Origin of the sequence: Kribbibacterium absianum (assembly GCF_030067705.1) — a bacterium.
Taxonomy (GTDB): Bacteria; Actinomycetota; Coriobacteriia; order Coriobacteriales; family Atopobiaceae; genus Kribbibacterium; species Kribbibacterium absianum.
On sequence record NZ_JASJEX010000003.1, the window covers coordinates 455,978 to 475,394 of the forward strand.

The 19,417-nt window shown below is 69.5% G+C and carries 18 protein-coding genes; 15 read left to right on the forward strand and 3 right to left on the reverse strand.

Annotated elements, in window-relative coordinates; all coding sequences use genetic code 11:
- Positions 1-49 precede the first annotated feature (49 nt).
- From QJ043_RS07850 to QJ043_RS07890, 9 genes are all read left to right on the forward strand, one after another.
- Complete coding sequence (locus QJ043_RS07850) at positions 50-2,194, forward strand: L,D-transpeptidase family protein (RefSeq protein ID WP_283722792.1); 2,145 nt, start codon at positions 50-52, stop codon at positions 2,192-2,194.
- 151 nt (positions 2,195-2,345) lie between these two features.
- A complete protein-coding gene (tyrS, locus tag QJ043_RS07855; RefSeq protein ID WP_283713118.1) occupies positions 2,346-3,554 on the forward strand; it encodes a tyrosine--tRNA ligase in 1,209 nt (402 codons plus the stop codon).
- A gap of 78 nt (positions 3,555-3,632) precedes the next feature.
- A complete protein-coding gene (locus QJ043_RS07860; RefSeq protein ID WP_283713119.1) occupies positions 3,633-6,104 on the forward strand; it encodes a peptidase U32 family protein in 2,472 nt (823 codons plus the stop codon).
- A 104-nt stretch (positions 6,105-6,208) separates the two neighbouring features.
- On the forward strand, positions 6,209-6,439 hold the full coding sequence (locus tag QJ043_RS07865; protein ID WP_283713120.1) for a NifU family protein: 231 nt from the start codon (positions 6,209-6,211) through the stop codon (positions 6,437-6,439).
- 388 nt (positions 6,440-6,827) lie between these two features.
- Positions 6,828-7,583, forward strand: a complete 756-nt coding sequence (locus QJ043_RS07870) for an Asp23/Gls24 family envelope stress response protein (RefSeq protein ID WP_283713122.1) — start codon at positions 6,828-6,830, stop codon at positions 7,581-7,583.
- A gap of 1 nt (position 7,584) precedes the next feature.
- Positions 7,585-7,944 carry a DUF2273 domain-containing protein gene (locus QJ043_RS07875; protein ID WP_283713123.1) on the forward strand — a complete coding sequence of 120 codons (360 nt, stop codon included), beginning with the start codon at positions 7,585-7,587 and terminating at the stop codon, positions 7,942-7,944.
- A gap of 29 nt (positions 7,945-7,973) precedes the next feature.
- Positions 7,974-8,474, forward strand: coding sequence for an Asp23/Gls24 family envelope stress response protein (locus QJ043_RS07880; RefSeq protein ID WP_283713124.1), 501 nt, complete (start codon positions 7,974-7,976; stop codon positions 8,472-8,474).
- Between the two features lie 3 nt (positions 8,475-8,477).
- On the forward strand, positions 8,478-9,827 hold the full coding sequence (locus QJ043_RS07885) for a Mur ligase family protein (protein ID WP_283713125.1): 1,350 nt from the start codon (positions 8,478-8,480) through the stop codon (positions 9,825-9,827).
- Positions 9,820-10,587 (forward strand): type 1 glutamine amidotransferase, encoded by a 768-nt coding sequence (locus QJ043_RS07890; protein WP_283713126.1) that lies wholly within the window; start codon positions 9,820-9,822, stop codon positions 10,585-10,587. The genes QJ043_RS07885 and QJ043_RS07890 overlap by 8 nt, the downstream gene beginning before the upstream one ends.
- On the opposite strand, the gene QJ043_RS07895 is transcribed toward QJ043_RS07890, so the two are convergent.
- On the reverse strand, positions 10,588-11,844 hold the full coding sequence (locus tag QJ043_RS07895; RefSeq protein WP_283713127.1) for an amidohydrolase: 1,257 nt from the start codon (positions 11,842-11,844) through the stop codon (positions 10,588-10,590). It lies immediately after the preceding gene.
- 461 nt (positions 11,845-12,305) lie between these two features.
- Between QJ043_RS07895 and QJ043_RS07900 the strand changes: the two genes are divergently transcribed.
- The 5 genes from QJ043_RS07900 to QJ043_RS07920 all read left to right on the forward strand — a co-directional run bounded on the left by QJ043_RS07900 (position 12,306) and on the right by QJ043_RS07920 (position 16,330).
- A complete protein-coding gene (locus tag QJ043_RS07900) occupies positions 12,306-13,130 on the forward strand; it encodes a glycoside hydrolase family 3 N-terminal domain-containing protein (RefSeq protein WP_283713128.1) in 825 nt (274 codons plus the stop codon).
- A 249-nt stretch (positions 13,131-13,379) separates the two neighbouring features.
- A complete protein-coding gene (locus QJ043_RS07905; RefSeq protein WP_283713130.1) occupies positions 13,380-13,709 on the forward strand; it encodes a thiamine-binding protein in 330 nt (109 codons plus the stop codon).
- Positions 13,706-14,500 (forward strand): ABC transporter permease, encoded by a 795-nt coding sequence (locus QJ043_RS07910; protein ID WP_283713131.1) that lies wholly within the window; start codon positions 13,706-13,708, stop codon positions 14,498-14,500. The genes QJ043_RS07905 and QJ043_RS07910 overlap by 4 nt, the downstream gene beginning before the upstream one ends.
- Positions 14,501-14,538: 38 nt before the next feature.
- The gene (locus tag QJ043_RS07915) at positions 14,539-15,573 is read left to right on the forward strand and encodes an ABC transporter substrate-binding protein (RefSeq protein WP_283722793.1); all 1,035 of its coding nucleotides are present in this window, start codon (positions 14,539-14,541) and stop codon (positions 15,571-15,573) included.
- Position 15,574: 1 nt separating this feature from the next.
- Positions 15,575-16,330 carry an ABC transporter ATP-binding protein gene (locus tag QJ043_RS07920; RefSeq protein WP_283713133.1) on the forward strand — a complete coding sequence of 252 codons (756 nt, stop codon included), beginning with the start codon at positions 15,575-15,577 and terminating at the stop codon, positions 16,328-16,330.
- A gap of 38 nt (positions 16,331-16,368) precedes the next feature.
- On the opposite strand, the gene QJ043_RS07925 is transcribed toward QJ043_RS07920, so the two are convergent.
- Positions 16,369-17,412, reverse strand: a complete 1,044-nt coding sequence (locus QJ043_RS07925) for an asparaginase (RefSeq protein ID WP_283713134.1) — start codon at positions 17,410-17,412, stop codon at positions 16,369-16,371.
- 102 nt (positions 17,413-17,514) lie between these two features.
- On the opposite strand from QJ043_RS07925, the gene QJ043_RS07930 reads away from it, so the two are divergent.
- Complete coding sequence (locus QJ043_RS07930) at positions 17,515-18,213, forward strand: 5'-methylthioadenosine/adenosylhomocysteine nucleosidase (protein ID WP_283713135.1); 699 nt, start codon at positions 17,515-17,517, stop codon at positions 18,211-18,213.
- A 50-nt stretch (positions 18,214-18,263) separates the two neighbouring features.
- Here the strand turns inward: QJ043_RS07930 and QJ043_RS07935 are convergent, their stop codons facing one another.
- The gene (locus QJ043_RS07935; protein ID WP_283713136.1) at positions 18,264-19,193 is read right to left on the reverse strand and encodes a zinc dependent phospholipase C family protein; all 930 of its coding nucleotides are present in this window, start codon (positions 19,191-19,193) and stop codon (positions 18,264-18,266) included.
- Between the last annotated feature and the right edge of the window lie 224 nt (positions 19,194-19,417).

Consider the following 19,417-nt stretch of genomic DNA (forward strand, 5'->3'; position numbering starts at 1 on the left):
CCAAAGACCCGTGCCCAAGAAACTGTTGAGGGGTGGCCGCGCATTGCTTGTGGCGCTGCTGTGCGCATGTTTGTTGGCGCTGGCGCCTGCGATTGCAAAGGCGGAGGGGGAATCGGCCGCTGCCGCCGATGCGGCAGCGGCTACCGAGGCGTCCACGGAGGGGGTCCCTGCTCAGGAGCCCTCCGAGGAGGCCTCTGGCTCGAAGGCCGACGCTGACGTCGATCCCGAGACGGCCGCCGATGCTGGTTCTACGGGCGATGTTGAGGCGGGCCCCGAGGCGGGTGCCGGCGTTGATTCTGGTGCGGACGCTGATGCCCCCTCTGGAACGGGCACCGAAGAGGACGAGCCGAAGGAACCCGTCACGGTGGAGCGACCGCTGCCCACCATCGTGTCGTGGGCTCATGTGCAGTCCTCCGGCGATCAGGGTCCCCTATCGGGTGCTGACGGTGTGAGCGGGCTTGTCGGCACATCAGGCCTCTCCAGGCGGCTCGAGGCCTTCAAACTGTCGCTGCAACAGGTCGCGGACGTGGACGGCGTCGCGCTTGAGGCTCTCAGCGGGTCCATCGAGTATCGCGCCTATGTGAACGGGGCGTGGCAGGCCTTCATGGCCGATGGGGCTCTGGCCGGGACGATCGGGCGATCCCTCCCCATCGAGGGCGTGGCCGTTCGTCTGACCGAGGAGTTGGAGCAGGAGTACGACGTCTACTACCGCGTCCACATGCAGTCGTACGGGTGGCTCGCGTGGGCCAAGAACGGCGAGGACACCGGCGCACTGGACTTCGGCAAGCGCGTCGAGGCACTGCAGGTGGTCATCGTCAAGAAGGGTGACGCCGCCCCTGCCGACGCGCCTACGACTGGTTCGGTGCTGCTCGTCAACGGCGGCGTGTTTGGCACCGCCCACTGCCAGACCTACGGGTGGCTCTCCTCGGCGTTCCCCGGCGAGTGGATCGGCACGTCCGGCAAGTCCAAGCGCCTGGAGGCCGTGCGGTTGTCTGTGAGGAACCTCGAGGGCGTCGGCATCGCCTACCAGGTACACGGCCAGAGCTACGGCTGGAACCAAAGTTGGGTGTCGGACGGTCAAACCGCCGGCTACACCGGCCAGTCCAAGCGCATCGAGGCCATCCGGATCAAACTGACCGGCACGAACGCTGGCAACTACGACGTGTACTATCGCGTGCATTGTCAGACGCTCGGTACGCTCGGCTGGGCCAAGAACGGCGAGACGGCCGGCACGACGGGTCTGAGCCTTCGCGCCGAGGCCATTCAGGTGGTCGTCGTCCCCAAGGGCGGCGCTGCGCCGGGGTCAACGTCCGGGTGCTATTACAGCTCCGCGGCTATCGCCTATGCGTCCAACCTGGCCGGTACCGGGTGGCAGTCGGCCACCTCCGGCACGTCCGGCACCACTGGCCAGGGCCGTGCCATCTACCAGCTCAAGATGAACCTGTCCGGCTCCAATCGCGTGAACGGCACCGTGCAGTACCGTCTCCATATCGCGGGGACCGGTTGGACAGGCTGGTACAACGAGGGCACGACGGCGGGCACCTCTGGCAGGAACGTGCAGGCCATCCAGGTGCGCCTGACGGGCACGATGGCCGGGCTCTATGACGTGTACTACCGCGGGCACGTGCAATCCTTTGGGTGGGGCGGCTGGGCCAAGAACGGCGCGAGCGCGGGCTCCACGGGCATCAGCAAGCGCATGGAGGCGTTCCAGGTGCAGCTGGTGCGCAAGGGCAACGCGGCGCCCGGTTCCACGGCCAACGCCTGTCGCACCGTTGTGATGCCGAGCGACGACATGGGCAGGAGGGCCTGGACGCAGTCGAGCAGGACCTCGTACCTGATCATGGTGGACCGCAACAACTGCAAGGTGGGCGTGTACACCGGCCACACCCGCAACTGGAAGCGCATCCAATACTGGACAGTGAGCGTGGGCGCCCCGAACACCCCGACGGTCAGGGGCACCTTCTCGGTTGGCAGCCGCGGGTACTCGTTCGGCAGCGGTTACACGTGCTACTACTGGACGCAGTTCTACGGTGACTACCTGTTCCACTCCATCAAGTACAACCAGGGGACCCGTCGTGTCCAAGACGGCCGCCTGGGGATGTGGATCAGTCACGGGTGCGTGCGCATGGACATCAACCATGCCAAGTGGATCTACGACCATATCCCGACGGGGACGCGGGTCGTCGTCTACTGAGCCACAGAGCCGTGCGCAGCGGAGGGCCGCCCTTCTCGGGATGGAGAGGGGCGGCCCTTTCCTTTGACGGGCTCGCGCGGTTATCGGCTAGCATAGGAGGGCTGCGAACCACTGCCGGCGCGCCTGCGCCGCGAAGGAAGCGAGAGGTCCCATGCTCAGCGTCGACGAACAGATGAAAGTGATCGCCTCGGGTGCCGCCCAGATCGTTCCGGAGGACGGCCTGCGCAAGAAGCTCGAGAAGGGCGAGCCGCTCAACATCAAGCTGGGGGTGGATCCCACGAGCCCGGACCTGCACCTCGGCCACGCGGTGCCGCTCCGCAAGATGCGGCAGTTCCAGGACCTCGGGCACCACGTGACGCTCATCATCGGCAACGGCACCGCCCTGATCGGCGACCCCTCCGGCAAGAACACGACGCGCCCGCAGCTCTCGCAGGAGGAGGTCGAGGCCAACGCCGCCACCTACGTGGAGCAGGCGATGCACATCCTCGACCCCGAGAAGACAACCGTGGTCTACAACGCCGACTGGATCCTCTCGCTGGACCTCAAGGGGCTGCTCGAGCTCTGCAGCAACTTCACCGTGGCGCGCATCCTCGAGCGCGACGACTTCACCAAGCGCTACCAGTCGCAGACGCCCATCGCGCTCCACGAGTTCCTCTATCCCGTGATGCAGGCCTACGACTCCGTGGTGATCGGCGCCGACGTGGAGATGGGCGGCACCGACCAGCTATTCAACCTGCTGGCCGGGCGTCAGCTCATGGAGAAGGAGGGCATGGAGCCGCAGATCGCGCTCACGATGCCGCTGCTCGAGGGCACGGACGGTCACCTCAAGATGTCCAAGAGCTACGGCAACTACGTGGGGCTCACCGACGAGGCTGCGGACATGTTCGGCAAGGTGATGAGCATCCCGGACGAGCTGATCGGCAAGTACTACCGCCTGGCCTCGACGCTGACAGTGGACGAGGTGGACGCCATCGACGCCGCGCTGGCCGACGGGACCGGCGACCCCTATGCGCTCAAGCGCCAGCTGGCGGCCAACATCGTGGACCTGTACCACGGCGAGGGCGCGGGCGCTGCGGCCGAGAAGGAGTTCGACCGCGTGTTCAAGGCCCACGAGCGTCCCGAGGCCGAGGAGGTGGCCTGGGAGGTCGAGCTCAACGACGACGGGCTCGTGTACCTGCCCAAGCTGCTCGCAACGGTGGGACTGGCGCCGTCCATCGGCGAGGCCCGGCGCCTGATCGACGGCGGCGGCGTCAAGGTGAACGACGTGGCCGTGGAGAAGAAGACCTACAACGTGGACCCGGCGCTCGTGGACAAGGCCTTCCTGCAGGTGGGCAAGCGCCGAGCCGTGCAGCTGGTGTAGACGGGCCACCACGCAGTGTTGAAACGAGACATTGCCCGCAGGGTAATGTCTCGTTGTGGTTTTGATGAGGAGGCTCCCATGCGCGTTCCCGAGGTGCTGGCGCCGGCCGGCTCGCTCACGGCGTTCAAGGCGGCGCTGGCGGGGGGCGCCGACGCAGTCTACTGCGGCCTTGGGGACTTCAACGCGCGGCGCGGGGCCGACAACTTCGACGAGGGCCAGCTGGCCGAGGCCTGCCGCCTCGCGCACCTGGCCGGCTCGCGGGTCTACCTCACCGTGAACATCGCCATCCAAGAAGGGGAGATGCCCCGCGCCCTCGCGCTCGTGGCGCGTGCCGGCTGCGCCGGTGTGGACGGCGTGATCATCCAGGACTGGGGGCTGCTCGCCGAGGTGCTGCGCCGGTACCCCCAGTTGGAGGCGCACGTCTCCACCCAGGCCAATATCCACGACGCGGTCGCCGTGCGCTGGCTCGGTGAGCAGGGCGCCACGCGCGTGACGCTCTCTCGCGAGCTGTCCCTTCCCGAGATCGCGGTGCTCGCGGCCGCCGGCGCCGAGGAGGGCTGCGAGGTCGAGTGCTTCGCACACGGGGCGCTGTGCTTCTGCTACTCGGGTCTGTGCCAGATGAGCGCGCTCCGCGGCCCGCGCTCTGCCAACCGCGGCCTCTGCGCGCAGCCCTGCCGGTTGCCCCACGAGCTGGTGGACGAGAAGGGCAGGCGCGTGGGGCCCGCGGCCTGGGAGCGCGGGCTCTGCCCCAAGGACGCGAAGTCCACCGACCATGTGGTCGAGCTAGCGGACGCGAACGTCGCCGCCCTCAAGCTCGAGGGCCGCATGAAGGCGCCGGAGTACGTGTACGAGGTCACCGCGTCCTATCGCGAGGCGCTCGACGCCGCGCTCGGCCGCGACTCCGGGATGCCGCCGGTTCCCAGCGCCGGTAGTGTGGAGCGGCGCCTCAAGCGCGCGTTCAACCGCGACTTCACGGACGCGTACCTGCTCGGTCGCTCGGACAACGAGATGATGAGCTACGAGCGCTCCAACAACCGCGGCGAGCTGATCGGCTCGGTGAGCAAGGCGCAGGGGAAGCGGGCCCTCGTGGTCGCGGACGCCCCGATGGGTGCAGGGGACCTGCTCGAGTTCCGGCCCGTGGCGGAGCCGGACCAGTTCCTGACGGCGCTCTGCCCAGAGGATGTCTCGGCAGGAGGCACGGTGTGGGTGGACCTCAAGCGTCCGATGGCGCCGGGCACTCCTGTGCGGCTGCTGCGAAGCCAGGCGGCGCTCGATCGCGCAGCTCGGGCGACGTCGCGCGATGTGCCGCGCAGACGGCTGGTGGACGTGGAGGTGCTTTGCCACGTGGGCGAGCCGCTCGTGGTGCGGCTGACCGCGGTGGCAACGCTGCATGGCGAGTCGGTGAGCGCCGAGGCGCAGGGCCCGGTCGTGGAGCCGGCACGCACGCGCGAGCTCACCGAGCAGGATGTGGCCGAGCACGTGGGTCGCTTGGGCACGTCGCCGTTTGAGGCGCGACGGGTGACCGTCGCTATGGGCCCGGGGTGCGGGATGGGGTTCTCCACGCTGCACAAAGTGCGCGCGCAGGCGGCCGACGCGCTGGAGCGGGCGATTCTCGCGCCCTTCGAGGCGCGGGCCGCGTCCATCCAGCCGGCGCCGGGCTTTCCCGCCATCGCGCAGGACCTGGCGACGCGCCGTCAGTCGGCCGGCGTCCTCGAGCCCGCGCCTGTGCGGGGTGGGACGGCGCATCGGGCGGAGGAAGCGCAGGTCCGGGTGCTCGTCTCGTCGCCGGAGGCCGCCGTTGCCGCGACCGCTGCGGGGGCGGACGTTGTGTACGCGACGGTGGACGACCTCGCCCACGCGGTCTTCCCGGCCGGGATGGTCCCCGTGCTGGACGAGGTGTGCCGCCCCGGTGACACGGCGCGTCAGCTGGCTCGCGTCGAGGCCGGCGCCCCGTGCGCCGTCGGGACCCTGGGCGAGCTGCTCCAAGCGGCCGAGAAGGGCGCGCTGCCCGAGGTGCGCGACTGCGTCCCTGTGCACAACCCCTCCGCCGTGGTGGCGCTCGAGTCCGCGGGCGCCCGCGCGTTCTGGCTGTCTCCGGAACTGACGGTGCCCCAGGTCGCCCGTGTCGCGGCCGCGGCCTCCGTGCCCGTCGGTCTCACCGTGTGGGGCCACACCCGCGCGATGACGAGCGAGCACTGCGTGTTGCAGATGGCCGACGCCTGCATCCATGACTGCGAGCGCTGCGGCCTTCGCAAGCGGAGCCTCTTTCTTAAGAACATCGACGGGCGCCGACTGCCGGTGCGCACGGACTCCCAGGGGCGCAGCCGCATCTGGTGGAGCGAGCCTCTGGACGCGGTACCGCTGCTCGACAAGCTCCTGCAGGCGGGCGTCTCGTGGCTCGGGGTCGACGCGACACTGCTCGACGCGGAGGGAACGGCCCGCGAGACGGCGCGAGTGGCGGCCGCACTGGCGGCCCTGCGCGAGGGGCGCCCGTTGCCGGCCGCAGAGCCCGGGTCGAACCTCGGGCACCTCAAGCGGGCAGTGGACTGATGCGCGGGACACCGGCGCCAATTTGCACCCTGGGAACGGGTATTTGCTAGGCTAGGCCGTTGGACAACGATCGCGCCCGTCCGGGCGCTGAAAGGAGCGGACCCATGGCGGTTGACGAGGAGCTGCTCGAGAAGGTGCTCGACGCGGTGCGCCCGAGCCTGCAGGCCGACGGCGGCGACTGCGAGCTGGTCGGCGTGGACGAGAACGGCGTGGTCTCTCTGGAGCTCACCGGCGCATGCGCCGGCTGCAGCCTTTCGAACATGACGCTCTCCATGGGCATCGAGCGCGTGCTGATGGAGCACGTGCCCGGCGTCACGGCGGTTCGCGCCATCTAGGGCGGACATCGCCGAACGGACATCGTCGGTTTTATTGCACGACTGATCCCCGGTTGAGCCGCCCGCGCGAAAGGCCCAGGCGGGGATCAAACACGCAGCTAACCGGGCCCTCTGGGCCGCCGAGACGGGCGTCGAGGGCCTCCAAGGGGTCTCGGATTCGTGCAGAGGCGTCCATTCGGGCACCGCGAGCCGGCGTAGGCGCCGCGTCCTTTGAATCTTTGATCCCGAGTTGGCAGTTTCGCGCGAGAGGGTTGGCCCGGGATCAGTGTTCCAATGAAACGAGCGGCAACGGTTCTGAGCGGTTTGCATCGAGCCGGTCGACGCCATCAGAGCCCGCGCTAGACTGGAACGCGTCATCGAACCGACGCTAGGGGGAGGGCGCAGGCCTATGAGCGGCTTCAAACGGTTCTGCATGATCGCATTCGCGCTGCTCGGGGCGCTCGTCTTGGGCGCCTTGCTGTTGCCCTGGACGGGGCCATGGGCAACGTGGGCCACGGGCATGTTCGCGCTCGACTGGTTCCTGTATCTGGTGGAGGGCTTCGCGCTCTGCGCGTTCGTGGGCTTCGTGTGCGTGTTCGTCACCGGGGTACGCAGCCGCGGGCAGCACGACGTCAAGGTCGAGGTCGGCGACGGCGCCACGGTGACCATCGCGCGCTCCGCCATCGCCTCCCAGGCCACCTACCTCGTGGAGGAGGACGGCACCTGCATCGCCACCAAGGTCAACGTCAAGAGCCACCACGACCGCGTGGACGTGTCCATTCAGGTGGAGCCCTACGAGTCCTTGGACGTGCGCGCCGAGGCGGCCAAGCTCGAGAAGCGCCTGCGCTCCGGCCTCACGGTGCTCGTGGGCGACCGTCTCGGCGACCTGACGCTTCGGTTCCTCGAGCCGCGCAAGACCGGCGACATCACGCCGGGCGCCGATGTGCGCGAGGACAAGGACGGCGCCTACACGCCCACGGTGGTGCACGAGGCCGACCGCGAGCTTCGCCATGCGACGGGCCAGCAGCCGGAGGCGGCCGCCGATTATGGTGTGTCCGTGCCGCTCGACAAACCTGTGGCCCCGGTCTCGCCGGACTCCACGGGCCCCGTCTCAGTGCATGTGGAGCCGAGCTCGACTTCCCCCACGACCGGGAAGGAGGCGTGACATGGCCAAGAAACCCCAGGTCAAGGTTGACACGGCGCCGGAACTCGAGCCCGCTCCCCAAGGGCAGGCGAACCCCGTCGACCTTCGCGCGTCCGGTCGGCGCGCACGCAACGCGGCCGGCAACGCGCGTCGGCAGGCGAGCGCGTGGCTCGACGGCGTCGCGCCCGGGCACGGCAACGCGGTGCTGTTCGGCATCGCCGGCGGCGTCGTGGCCCTCGTGATTCTGTATGTGGGGTTCTTCCAGGCCCTGCTCATCGCCATCCTCGTTCTCGCCGGCGTGGCCTTTGGCCAATGGCTCGACGGCGACCCGGTGATCATCAACGCGCTGTCCCGCCTCCTGCGGTCCGGCGACAACTCGTAACGGCCTCATCGAACCTCTAAGGAGCACCCATGACAGCCAAGAAGACCAGCCCCGACGGTCAGCAGACCGCGCCCGAGGCCGTTCTCGCGAAAGTGGACGACGGCGCCCTTGTCGAGGACGTCGACGCCGTCGAGGGCGACGATTACGAGAGCGAGGACTCCCTCACCTTCTCCAATGGGGTCATCGAGAAGATCGTCGCCATCGCCTGCGCGGACGTGCCGGGCGTGGTGGGCATGAAGGGCGGCTTCATCAACCGCATGCAGGAGACCTTCACCGGCGCGGCGCCCACCAAGGGCGTCTCGGTGGAGGTCATGCCGGACAACTCCGTGCGCGTGAACATCTCGATCCTGATGGAGTACGGCGCCTATGCCCCGCAGGTCTTCGAGGACGTCAAGCGCGCCGTCGTGGCCGAGCTGGGCGGCATGACCGGCCTCGAGGTCTCCGGCGTGAACCTGCGCATCGAGGACGTCGTGGTGCCGGGGGAGCAGCCGACCCCGGACGAGGACGACGCGGTCGAGGGCGAGGAGTAGACGGTGGGCCTTCGTTCAGCGGTCGCAACGGGCGTCGGGCGCGTCTCCGCCTGGGGCCTGCGCTCCGTGCTCCATCGTTCGGGCTCACAGCTGCCGGGTCGCATCGCGCTGACGCTCGACCCCGGGCTGCTCGGCGAGCTGGGCGCGCGCCTCAAGAAGGGTGCCATCGTCGTCTGCGGCACCAACGGCAAGACAACGACCACCAACGTGATGGCGGACGCCGTCGCGGCGAGCGGCCAGTCGGTCGTGTGCAACCGCGCGGGCGCCAACATGGCCGCTGGTGTGACGGGCGCCCTGCTCGGTGACCCGGACGCGGACTGGGGCGTCCTCGAGTGCGACGAACTGTCCACCATCAACGTGCTGCCCGCGCTCAAGCCCCGCTACCTCGTGCTGCTCAACCTCTTCCGCGACCAGCTGGACCGTGCCGGCGAGATCGACCGCGTGCAGGACGTGATCGCCGAGGCCCTCAGGAGGTCCCCCGACACCACGCTCGTGACCTGTGGCGACGACCCCCTCTGCATGGGCGTCGCACACCGCGTGGCCGGCTCGAACCCGGTGCTCACGTTCGGTATCGACGAGGCCCTCTCGCTGCCCCCGGACCGCGTGCCCGAGGCGCGCTTTTGCCAGGTGTGCGGCGCCGAGCTGGTCTACGTGTACCGGCACTACGCGCAGCTCGGCAACTTCGCGTGCCCCAACGGCGACTTCGCGCGGCCGGAGCTGGACTGGACGGCCACGCAGGTGGACGTGGGCCGCCAGGGCGTGGGCTTCACGGCGAGCGGCCGCGGCCTGGCCGCGCCTGTGCGCGTCGCTGCTGGTTTTGGCGGGGTCTACATGGTGTACAACTTGCTCGCCGCGTTCGTCGGCGCGACCCTTGCCGGCACCTCTCCCGAGCAGTTCCAGGCGGCCCTTGCGGACTTCCATCCCGAGAACGGCCGGCTGCAGCACTTCGTGGTGGACGGGCGCGAGGTGGTGCTCAACCTGGCCAAGAACCCCACCGGCTTCAACCAGAACATCTCCCTGATGCTGGCGGACGAGCGCCCCAAGGCCGCGTTCTTCGTGGTGAACGACGACTACAACGACGGCAAGGACATCTCCTGGATCTGGGACGTGGACTTCGAGCGCCTCGGCGCCGAGGAGGGTCTCGACCTACAGGTGGGCGGTCATCGCGCGAACGACCTCCAGGTGCGCATGAAATATGCCGGCCTTGCCGCGCCGATCGCCGCCACGGTGCAGGAGGCGCTCGGCCGCTGCGGGAGGCTGCCGCTCGACCGTCCCCTGTACGTGCTGACCAACTATTCCGCCCTCTGGCCCGCGAAGGCCGAGCTCGAGAAGATGGGGGAGCGCCGTGGCTGAGACCGTGACCTCGGGCGGCCGCGGCCGCTCGGTGCGCATCGCGCACCTCTACCCGGAGCTGCTGAACCTCTACGGCGACGGCGGCAACATCATCACGCTCGCGAGGCGCCTCGAGTGGCGCGGCCTGCGCGCCGAGGTGGCCGAGGTGGCCATCGACGACCGCGCGTCCTTCTCGGACGTGGACCTCGTCTTCATCGGCGGGGGCTCGGACCGCGAGCAGCGCATCGTGTGCGAGCGGCTCCTGGAGCAAAAGGCCGAGCTCTCGGCCTTCGTGAGGGACGGCGGCGTGCTGCTCGCCGTGTGCGGCGGCTACCAGCTGCTCGGCCACTCCTACCTGATGGGCGACGAGAAGGTGGAGGGGCTCGGCCTCGTGGACCTCTACACCGACCGCGGGGCCCCGCGGCTCATCGGCAACATCGCCATCGAGAGCGCGGTCTCGCCCCAGCCCATCGTGGGCTACGAGAACCACGGGGGCCGCACGCACCTCGGTGCGGGCGTGCAACCCCTGGGCCGGGTCCTGTTCGGCCACGGCAACGATGGGAAGACCGGCGAGGAGGGCTGCCTCGCGGGCCACGTCGTCGGCACCTACATCCACGGCCCCTTGCTGCCCAAGAACCCGGGCGTGGCGGACACGTTGCTGGGCTGGGCGCTCGAGCGCCGGTACGGGGACGGCACGCTCGAGCCGCTCGACGACGCGGCGGAGCTGGCGGCCAACCAGGTGATGTTCGAGCGGCTCATGTCCGGGGAAGAGAAGGAGTGACTACTCCTCCAAAAAGTCCACCGCGTACTGCGCCCCGAGGAGCGTCCCGTTGACGAGCACCCCTTCGTCGGGGTTGTAGTGCGGCGAGTGCTGCGGCCACGTGCTGCCCGCCGCAGGGTCCGAGCAGCCGAGGAACACGAACACGCCGGGCGCCTTGAACAGGTACTCGCTGAAGTCCTCGCCCGGCATCGAGCCGCGGTAGCGCCCGATGGAGTCGGGGCCGAGGACCTTCCGTGCCGCGCGCCACGCGAGCTTGGAGGCGTGCGCGTCGTTCACGACCGCCCAGGACCCCAGGTCGTACTGGGTCACGTGGGCCTCGCAGCCGAGCGCCATCGCCGTTTCCTCGGCCACGCGCTGCATCAGCAGCGGGATCCGGGCGTGGGTCTCGTCGTCGAAGGTGCGCACGGTGCCCTCGAGCCAGGCGGTGCCGGCCACCACGTTGCGCGCCGATCCGCCGTGGAACTCGCCCACGGTGATGACGGCCGGCTCGAACGGCGAGACGCTCCGGCTCACGATGGTCTGGAGCTCCTCGACAATGGCCGCGCCGGCGACGATGGCGTCCGAGCCGCGATGGGGCAGCGCGCCGTGGCACGTCTTGCCGGTGACGTCGATGCGCCACCAGTCGGTGTTCGCCATGCGGGGGCCGGGCTCGCAAGAGACCTTGCCGCTCGGCACCTCGGACCAGATGTGGATGCCGAAGCACCCGTCCACCCCGTCCGTGACGCCGGCCTTGACCATCGCGCGGGCACCCTCCGAGACCTCCTCGGCCGGCTGGAACACCGCCCGGACCTCGCCGTGCAGCGCGTCGGTCATCGTCGAGAGTCCCTTGAGGGCGCCGAGCAGCATCGCCGCGTGGCAGTCATGGCCGCAGGCGTGGCTCACGCCGTCGTTGCAGGAGGCAAAGGGCAGCTCCGTGAGCTCTGTGACCGGGAGCGCGTCGATGTCCGCGCGCATGAGCAGCCGCCGCCGGGGCGAGCCGTCCTGATCGTACGCATCGGCGGCCGTGCCGCGCAGCGTCGCGACCACGCCCGTCTCGCACGGGCGCTCCCACGGGATGCCAAGCAGGTCGAGCTGCTCGCAGATGTGCTCGGTGGTGCCCGTCTCGTGAAGTGACACCTCCGGATGCCGGTGGAACCAGCGCCGCTGCTCGATGACGTAGGGCTCGAGCTCGTCGGCGAGGGCGAGGAGCCGGTGCGTGACCTCGGTGGGCGAGGAGTGCTCGTCGGATGGGAAGCGAGGGGGCAGCGGCGACGTCATGGGCACCCCTTTGGGCGTGGGCGACAGTTCTCCCGATTGTAGCCCCGGCCCGCCCCGGCCTCTGGCTGCGACCGTTCGCGCGGATCGTGTTCACTTTGATGCCCGTGGATATGCGGCTTGTGGATATGCTAAAGAAGAGGCATCCCGTGCCGGCCCAGTGTGCCCGGAGGGTGGCAGGTGACGACAGAGGGAGGCACCATGACGAACGCGCGCACGGCCGCTCTCGTCAGCCGCCGCGGGCTCCTTGCCCTCGGCGCCGGTCTGGCACTGCCGCTGCTGGCTGGCTGCAGTACTGCCGCTGCGGGTACGGACCCTTATCGTGCGACGCTCTCCGCCGACGACGACCTCTGGGTCGAGACGATCATCGACATGATGCGGCTCGACGACAAGTGCGCCCAGCTGTGCTTCGGGCCCGTGTGCACCGTCGCCGGCGAGATAGCGGTCAAGATGGCGGCGAGGGCTTGGAGAAGGGGCTCGCCCAGACGCCCCTCGGCGGGGTGGTCATCGACACGGGCAACATCGCCTCCCTGGGCCAGACCACGGTCCCGTGCGACAACGTGCGCTTGCTCTCCACCACGTCCGGTGCCCTTGCGACGGCGTTCGTGGCCATGGGGGTCGGGGGCGCCTCCCTGCTCGCGCGGGTCGCTTCGTCCGGTGGTGCACACGCGCTCTCGGCGAGCGAGCTCGTGGAACTGCTCGACGAGGTGGGCGTCAACCTCTACCTGGGGCCCGACCTCGACCCGTCTGCCCCGGACAACGAGGGCGCCACGCTCGAGGGCCTGGCCCAGAAGGGCTCGACCTACGCCGTACAGTGTGGGAGCTCCCTTATCGTGGATTGCCCCCTTGGGTTCCCAGGGGCCGAGGCCGCGAGGCTCGGCCCTACAGACGAGGCGGTGCGCTCGCTCGTCGCACCATTCGAGCGCGCCGTGGCGAGCGGCGCGGCCATGGTGGGCTTCGGCGACTTCGAGGTGCCCGATGAGGGCGTTCCGGCGACCATCGATCCGGCCTGGGTCGCGTACCTGCGGGAGGGTCTGGGCTTCGAGGGCGTGGTCCTCTCGGGCGTGCTCGACTACGCGGCGGACCGGCAGGGGGTCTCGCTCGTCGACGCGGCGCTCGCGTTCATCGAGGCCGGCGGCGACCTGCTCTACGTGGACGACAGCCCGGTGACGGTCGCGGCGGCGCTCGCGGAGGCGGTGTGCGACGGGCGCCTGAGCGAGGAGCGGGTGGACGAGTCGGTGCGGCGCATCCTTGAGGTGAAGGTGTCCCGCGGTATCCAGCAGTTTTAACGCGGGGCGCGCGGCGCGCCGGCCCTGAGGTGGCTCAGCTGCTTGCCGCGTCTCTGTGAAAACACCCTTAACAGACGCGCGCCTGTGGTACCCTGTGCGTCGCGCCACAAGGGGAGCTGGGGACACCCGGCTGAGAGGCGGTTCGTCCGCGACCCGAGAAACCTGATCTGGGTAATGCCAGCGGAGGGACGGCACCGGCGCCCTGCGTGAGAACGCAGGCAGTCCCTCCTGCGAGAGAGGGGCTGTTTGATGAACTGTGCCATGGCCATCCAGGTGCTCCCGATGGACGCTGCGGACGACGACGAGGTCTGCCGCGTGGTGGACGCCGTGATCGACTACATCCGCACCCAGCCGGTAAGCCTCTTCGTGGGGCCGTTCGAGTCCACCATCGAGGGGGACTACGACGCCTGTATGGCGGTGCTCAAGCGTTGCCAGGAGGTGGCGTTCGAGAACGGCTGCGCCAAGGTGCTGACCTACGCAAAGATCGAGTGCCGCCCCGCGCACGCCGAGATGCTCACCACTGAGCGCAAGGTGGGCAAGTACGCCGAGGTCAACCAGGCCTTTGAGGGCACCGAGTGAGCAACGTCGAGCAGCGCGCCGGGCAGCGGGCGCCCAGAACATGGGTCGCGCCGACCGTGACGGTGGTCGCGGTCCTGCTCCTGTGGCAGGCCGTCGTGTCCTTCGGCCTCGTGCCGAGCTTCCTGCTGCCGAGCCCAACGGACGTCGCGCTGGCGCTCGTGACGGACGCCCCTGTGCTCTCCCAGCACGCGCTCGTGACGGTGGGGGAGGCCCTGATCGGCCTCGCGTGCGGCGTTGCGGCGGGCTTTCTCATCGCGTGCCTCATGGAGCGCTTCGCCGTGGTGAGGCGCGCGCTGGCGCCCATCGTGACCGTGAGCCAGACCATCCCCACCGTTGCGATCGCGCCGTTGCTCGTGCTGTGGCTCGGGTACGGGATGCTGCCGAAGGTGCTGCTCGTGGCCCTCACCACGTTCTTCCCGATCACCGTCGCGCTCGCGGAGGGTTTCGCCTCGGTGGATCCGGACACCGTCGACCTCATGCGCACGATGGGCGCGAGCCGCATGCAGGTGTTTCGCTACGCCAAGCTGCCGGCCGCCGCAGGGTCGTTCTTCTCGGGCCTGCGCATCAGCGCGACGTACGCCGTGGTGGGCGCCGTCGTGGCGGAGTGGCTCGGCGGGTTCGAGGGTCTCGGCGTCTACATGACGCGCGTGCGCAAGTCCTACTCCTATGACCAGATGTTCGCGGTGATCGTCATCATCTCCGTGCTCTCGCTCGCGTTGATGGGCCTTGTCGACGCGCTGGAGCGCTGGTGCATGCCGTGGCGCCGCGCCGAGAGAAAGGCAACGTCATGAACCGATCCAGAATGGGAGCAGGCATTGGCCGCCGCTCCGTGCCCGTCAGCCGCCGCGCGTTCTTTGGCGCGTCACTCGGCGCGTCACTCGGCGCGTCCGGTGCCGCGCTCGTGCTGACCGGCTGCTCGGGCAACGCAACGGCGACGCAGGGCTCGGAGGGGCTCACGCCGATCACGTTCGTGCTCGACTACACCCCCAACACCAACCACACCGGCATCTACGTGGCCATCGACAAGGGCTACTACGCCGACGAGGGGCTCGACGTCACGGTGGTCCAGCCGCCCGAGGACGGCGCCGACGCGATGGTGGGCACCGGCCAGGCGCAGCTCGGCATGAGCTACCAGGACACGATGGCCAACTACCTCGGCTCCTCGGAGCCGCTGCCGGTGACGGCCGTCGCCGCGGTGGTGCAGCACAACACGAGCGGCATCATCTCCCGCCAGGGCGACGGCATCACGAGCCCCAAGGGCATGACCGGCAAGCGCTACGGCACGTGGGACCAGGACGTCGAGAAGGCCATCGTCCGCACGGTGGTGGAGCAGGACGGCGGCGACTGGGACGAGGTCGTCCTCGTGCCGGCCAACTCGACCGACGAGGTGAGCGGGCTCCGCGCGGACCAGTTCGACGCGATCTGGTGCTACGAGGCGTGGGCCGGCCAGAACGCGAAGGTCCAGGACTACCCGGTGGACTACTTCGCGTTCCGCGACATCGACGAGACCTTCGACTACTACACCCCGGTGATCGTGGCCAACGACACCTACCTGGCCGAGAACCCCGAGACGGTCCAGGCGTTCCTCCGCGCGACGGCCAAGGGCTACGAGGACGCCGTGAAGGACCCGGACGGCGCGGCGGAGACCCTCGTGGAGATGAACCCGGAGATCGACGCGGAGCTGGCCAAGGCCTCGCAGGAGTACCTGGCCGACCAGTACATCGCCGACGCGCCGCGCTGGGGCTACATCGATCCGGAGCGCTGGGCGCGCTTCTACTCCTGGATGAACGAGGAGGGCCTGACGCCGGTCGAGCTGGACGAGCAGGGCGGCTTCACGAACGACTACCTGCCGAGCGGGTCCTGACATGGGCGAGGCGCTCGAGGCCCGTGGGCTGACGCTCTCGTGGGAGGATCAGGTCGTGGTCGAGGGGCTGTCGCTGACGGTCCCCGCCGGCGGTCTGGCCTGCCTGGTGGGGCGCTCCGGCTGCGGCAAGACCACCGTGTTCCACGCTCTCGCCGGCCTCACCGAGCCGGACGCGGGGCAGGTGCTGCTCGGCGGCCGCGACGTGACCGGCCGGCCGGGCCAGGTGGCGTACATGCTGCAGAAGGACCTCCTGCTGGACCAGCGGACCATCGTGGACAACGTGGCGCTGCCGTTGCTCGTGCGCGGCATGAAGAAGGCCGAGGCCCGCGAGAAGGCCGCCGCAGAGTTCGCGCGCTTCGGATTGGCCGGGTGCGAGGGTCTCTACCCGTGCCAGCTCTCGGGCGGCATGCGCCAGCGAGCCGCGCTTTTGCGCACGCACCTGATGGACTGTCAGGCGGTGCTGATGGACGAGCCCTTCTCGGCGCTCGACGCCCTCACACGGAACGACCTGCGCGACTGGCTGCGGGGCATGATCGACGAGCTCGGGCTCACCTGCATGGTGGTGACCCACGACGTGGACGAGGCGGTCGCGCTCGCGGACGACATCTACGTGCTGGCCGGCGACCCTGCGGCCGGCCGGCCGTCGCGGCTGGTGGGGGAGGTGCCCGTGCCGGCGCCGCGAGCGGACCGCGCGGAGTTCGCACTGTCCGACGAGGCCCTGGCGATCAAGCGCCGCGTGTTGAAATCCCTGGCCTGATGCGGGACCTGCAAAAGGGATCAGACCCCTTTTGCAGGTTAGGCCGTCAGCTCGCCGCGCATGGACACCTGCAGGTACTCCCGCACGTCCTCGGCGGAGAGGCCGCGCCCGAACAGGTGCATCATCTTCGTCAGCGCCGCCTCGCAGGTCATGTCGAGCCCGGAGGTCACCCCCGCCTCGGCCAGCGCGTCGCCGGTCGCGTAGCGCTTCTCCTCGACGCCGCCGGCCGGGCACTGCGTCACGTTGCACACCACGAGCCCTGCCTCGACGGCCTCCTTGAGCGCATGGTCGAACCACGGCTCGGTCGGTGCGTTGCCCGCGCCAAAGGTGCGCAGCACCACGCCTTTGAGGCCCGGCGTCGCCAGCTGCGCCCGCAGCACCGCCTCGGACATGCCGGGGTACACGAAGACCACCGAGACCGCGTCGTCCATGTCGTAGAAGGGCTCGAGCGGCTGGTCGCCGGCCGGTCGCCACAGGCGCTTCCGGTCGAAGTCGATGTGCAGGTCCATGGCCGCCAATGCCGGATAGTTGAAGGACTTGAACGCACCGAAGTCCGTGGAGCTCACCTTGGTGGCGCGGTTGCCGCGCCACAGGAAGCGCCCGAAGGAGATGGCCACCTCCTGCACCATCGGCCGCGCGGTGTCCTCGTCGCGCGCGGCGGCGATCTGCAGCGCCGTGATGAGGTTCTCGGTGCCGTCCTCGCGGATCTCGCCGATGGGCAGCTGCGACCCCGTGAGGATCACGGGCTTGGCCAGCTGGCCGAGCATGAAGGAGAGCGCGCTCGCCGTGTAGGCCATCGTGTCCGTGCCGTGCAGCACGACGAAGCCGTCGTAGCCCTCGTACGCGTCGGCGATCATCCGGGCCACCTGCGCCCACACGCCCGGGTTCATGTTGGAGGAGTCGATGGGCGGGTCCAGCTCCACATGGTCGAGCGAGTAGCCCAGCCGGCCGATCTTCGGCACGTTCTCCATCAGGTGCGAGAGGTCGAAGGGCGCGAGCGCCCCGGTGGCCGGGTCCTCCGTCATACCGATGGTGCCGCCGGTGTACACGATCAAGATCCGCGGGGCCGCGCTCTCTGCCATGGTTCCTCCTTGGGTTTGCTGGCAGGAAGGTACCCAACCCGTGGAGCGCGCCGAGCCGGGCTACCATGTCCCCCCGAGGAATGCGAAGAAAGGGGACAGCTGATGAAGGTCGGCATCATCGGGGCCATGGACAACGAGGTGAAGGCGCTCATCGGGGCGCTCGAGAACGACTTCGTCACCGAGCGCTGCCACCTGGCGTTCCACGAGGGGTTCATCGACGGCGTGCCGGTGGTGGTGGTCAAGAGCGGCGTGGGCAAGGTCTCGATGGCCTCCTGCGCCCAGCAGCTGTGCGACCTCTTCAACGTGGACATGCTCGTGAACACGGGCGTGGCCGGTGCAGTGGACGACACGCTCGACATCGGCGACGTGGTGGTCTCGACCGACCTCGTGCACCACGACATGGACGTGACGGTGCTTGGCTACGCGCCCGGCCAGATCCCGGGCTACCCGCAATCGTTCCCGGCGGACAAGCGCTTGGCCGAGAAGGTCGTGGCGGCGGCAGCGGCCGTGGAGCCGGACGTGACGGTCCGGGCGGGACGCATCGCCACCGGCGACCGGTTCGTGTCCTCGGTCGAGGACCGCGCGGCCGTGCGCGAGACCTTCGGCGCGCTCTGCGCCGAGATGGAGGGGGCGGCCATCGCGCAGGTGGCGTGGCTCAACGACGTGCCCTTTGTGGTGCTCCGGGCCATCAGCGACCACGCCGACGGCACGGGGGCCGAGAGCTACCAGGCCTTCGAGGACCTGGCGGCGGACCGCATGGCACGCCTGCTGATCGCGACGCTGTCGAAGCTCGCCCGCTAACGCACAAAGGGACCGGTCGTGCAGGCCGGCCCCTTTGTGGTGGCTCGTCGCTACCGGCTCGCAACGCCCGAGTAGTTCACCCCGTTCACGGCCTGCTCGAGCGCGGTGCCGCCCTCCACGAAGGCCTTCGCGAGGGACGGCCACGTCTCGAGGGCGCGGGCCCACAGGTCCTGGAAGCTCGCATGCGACACCTCGTGCGTGCCCGGAACGGTCCAGGGCAGGTGGTCCGGGTTGCAGAACGGGCACTCGTCCTCGCGCGTCACCTCGTGCGCCATGGCCTCCACCTGCGAGAACAGCGACCCCAGACGCTCCTCGGCGCGCCCGATGGCCTCGCCGCGCGGCGACCCCGCGGGCTCGATGAGGCGGTACACCGCCTGCATGTCGTCCACGGCGGCCCCGCACTCGCCCACGGAGAGCGAGATGCCGAAGACCTGCCACGCGACCTGCGAGAACAGCGCTCCGGCCACCTTGTCGATGCGCGGCGTGCGGCACAGCTCGAGCGCCGGGTGCGCCTCGAGCACCGTGACGTGGCGCTCGTGCCACAGGAGCCACGAGTCGATGCGCCCCTCGATCACGGCGTGCACCTGGCTGCCACAGCCCACCAGCTCGCCGGCGGAGGCCTCGATGATGCCCTCCTGCTCCGCAAAGATGAACGGGTGCTCGGTGCGGTCCAGGCAGTAGTGGGACAGCACGCCGAGGGCGAACGCGCGCCCGACCGCCTGGTCCTCCTCCACGAGACGGCCCACGCCGTCGCGCAGGCACTCGAAGGCGGGAGCGACCCGCTCGTCGTGCATGCGGTGGGCGAGGGCCTGGCAGGCCTTGATCACGGACGGCGTGGCGCGGAAGCGGAAGAAGAAGGGGTCGGGCCCCTGGTTGCCGAGCAGGAACGCCAGGCGCTGCTCTTGATCGGTCAGGACGCCCTCCGGCAGCTCGACGGAGCTCTTCTCGCCAAAGATGTGATGGGTGATCAGCGCGGGCATGGGGCCTCCCGGACGGTTGAAGGTGCACTTCAGCCCTGAGGATACCCCACCGGGGTCCGGCGACGAGCTGTCCCTCGAATTGACGGTCCTGAATGTTGTGAGCCTAGATTCGCGTCTCTACCCGAACGGTCCCAACACTCACCGGAACGCGTCGCGCTGGGTTCGGGGACCCGGCACCCTTTTGGCGACGGGCCGGACAGGCCGGCCCACGTCGGGAAGGGGGC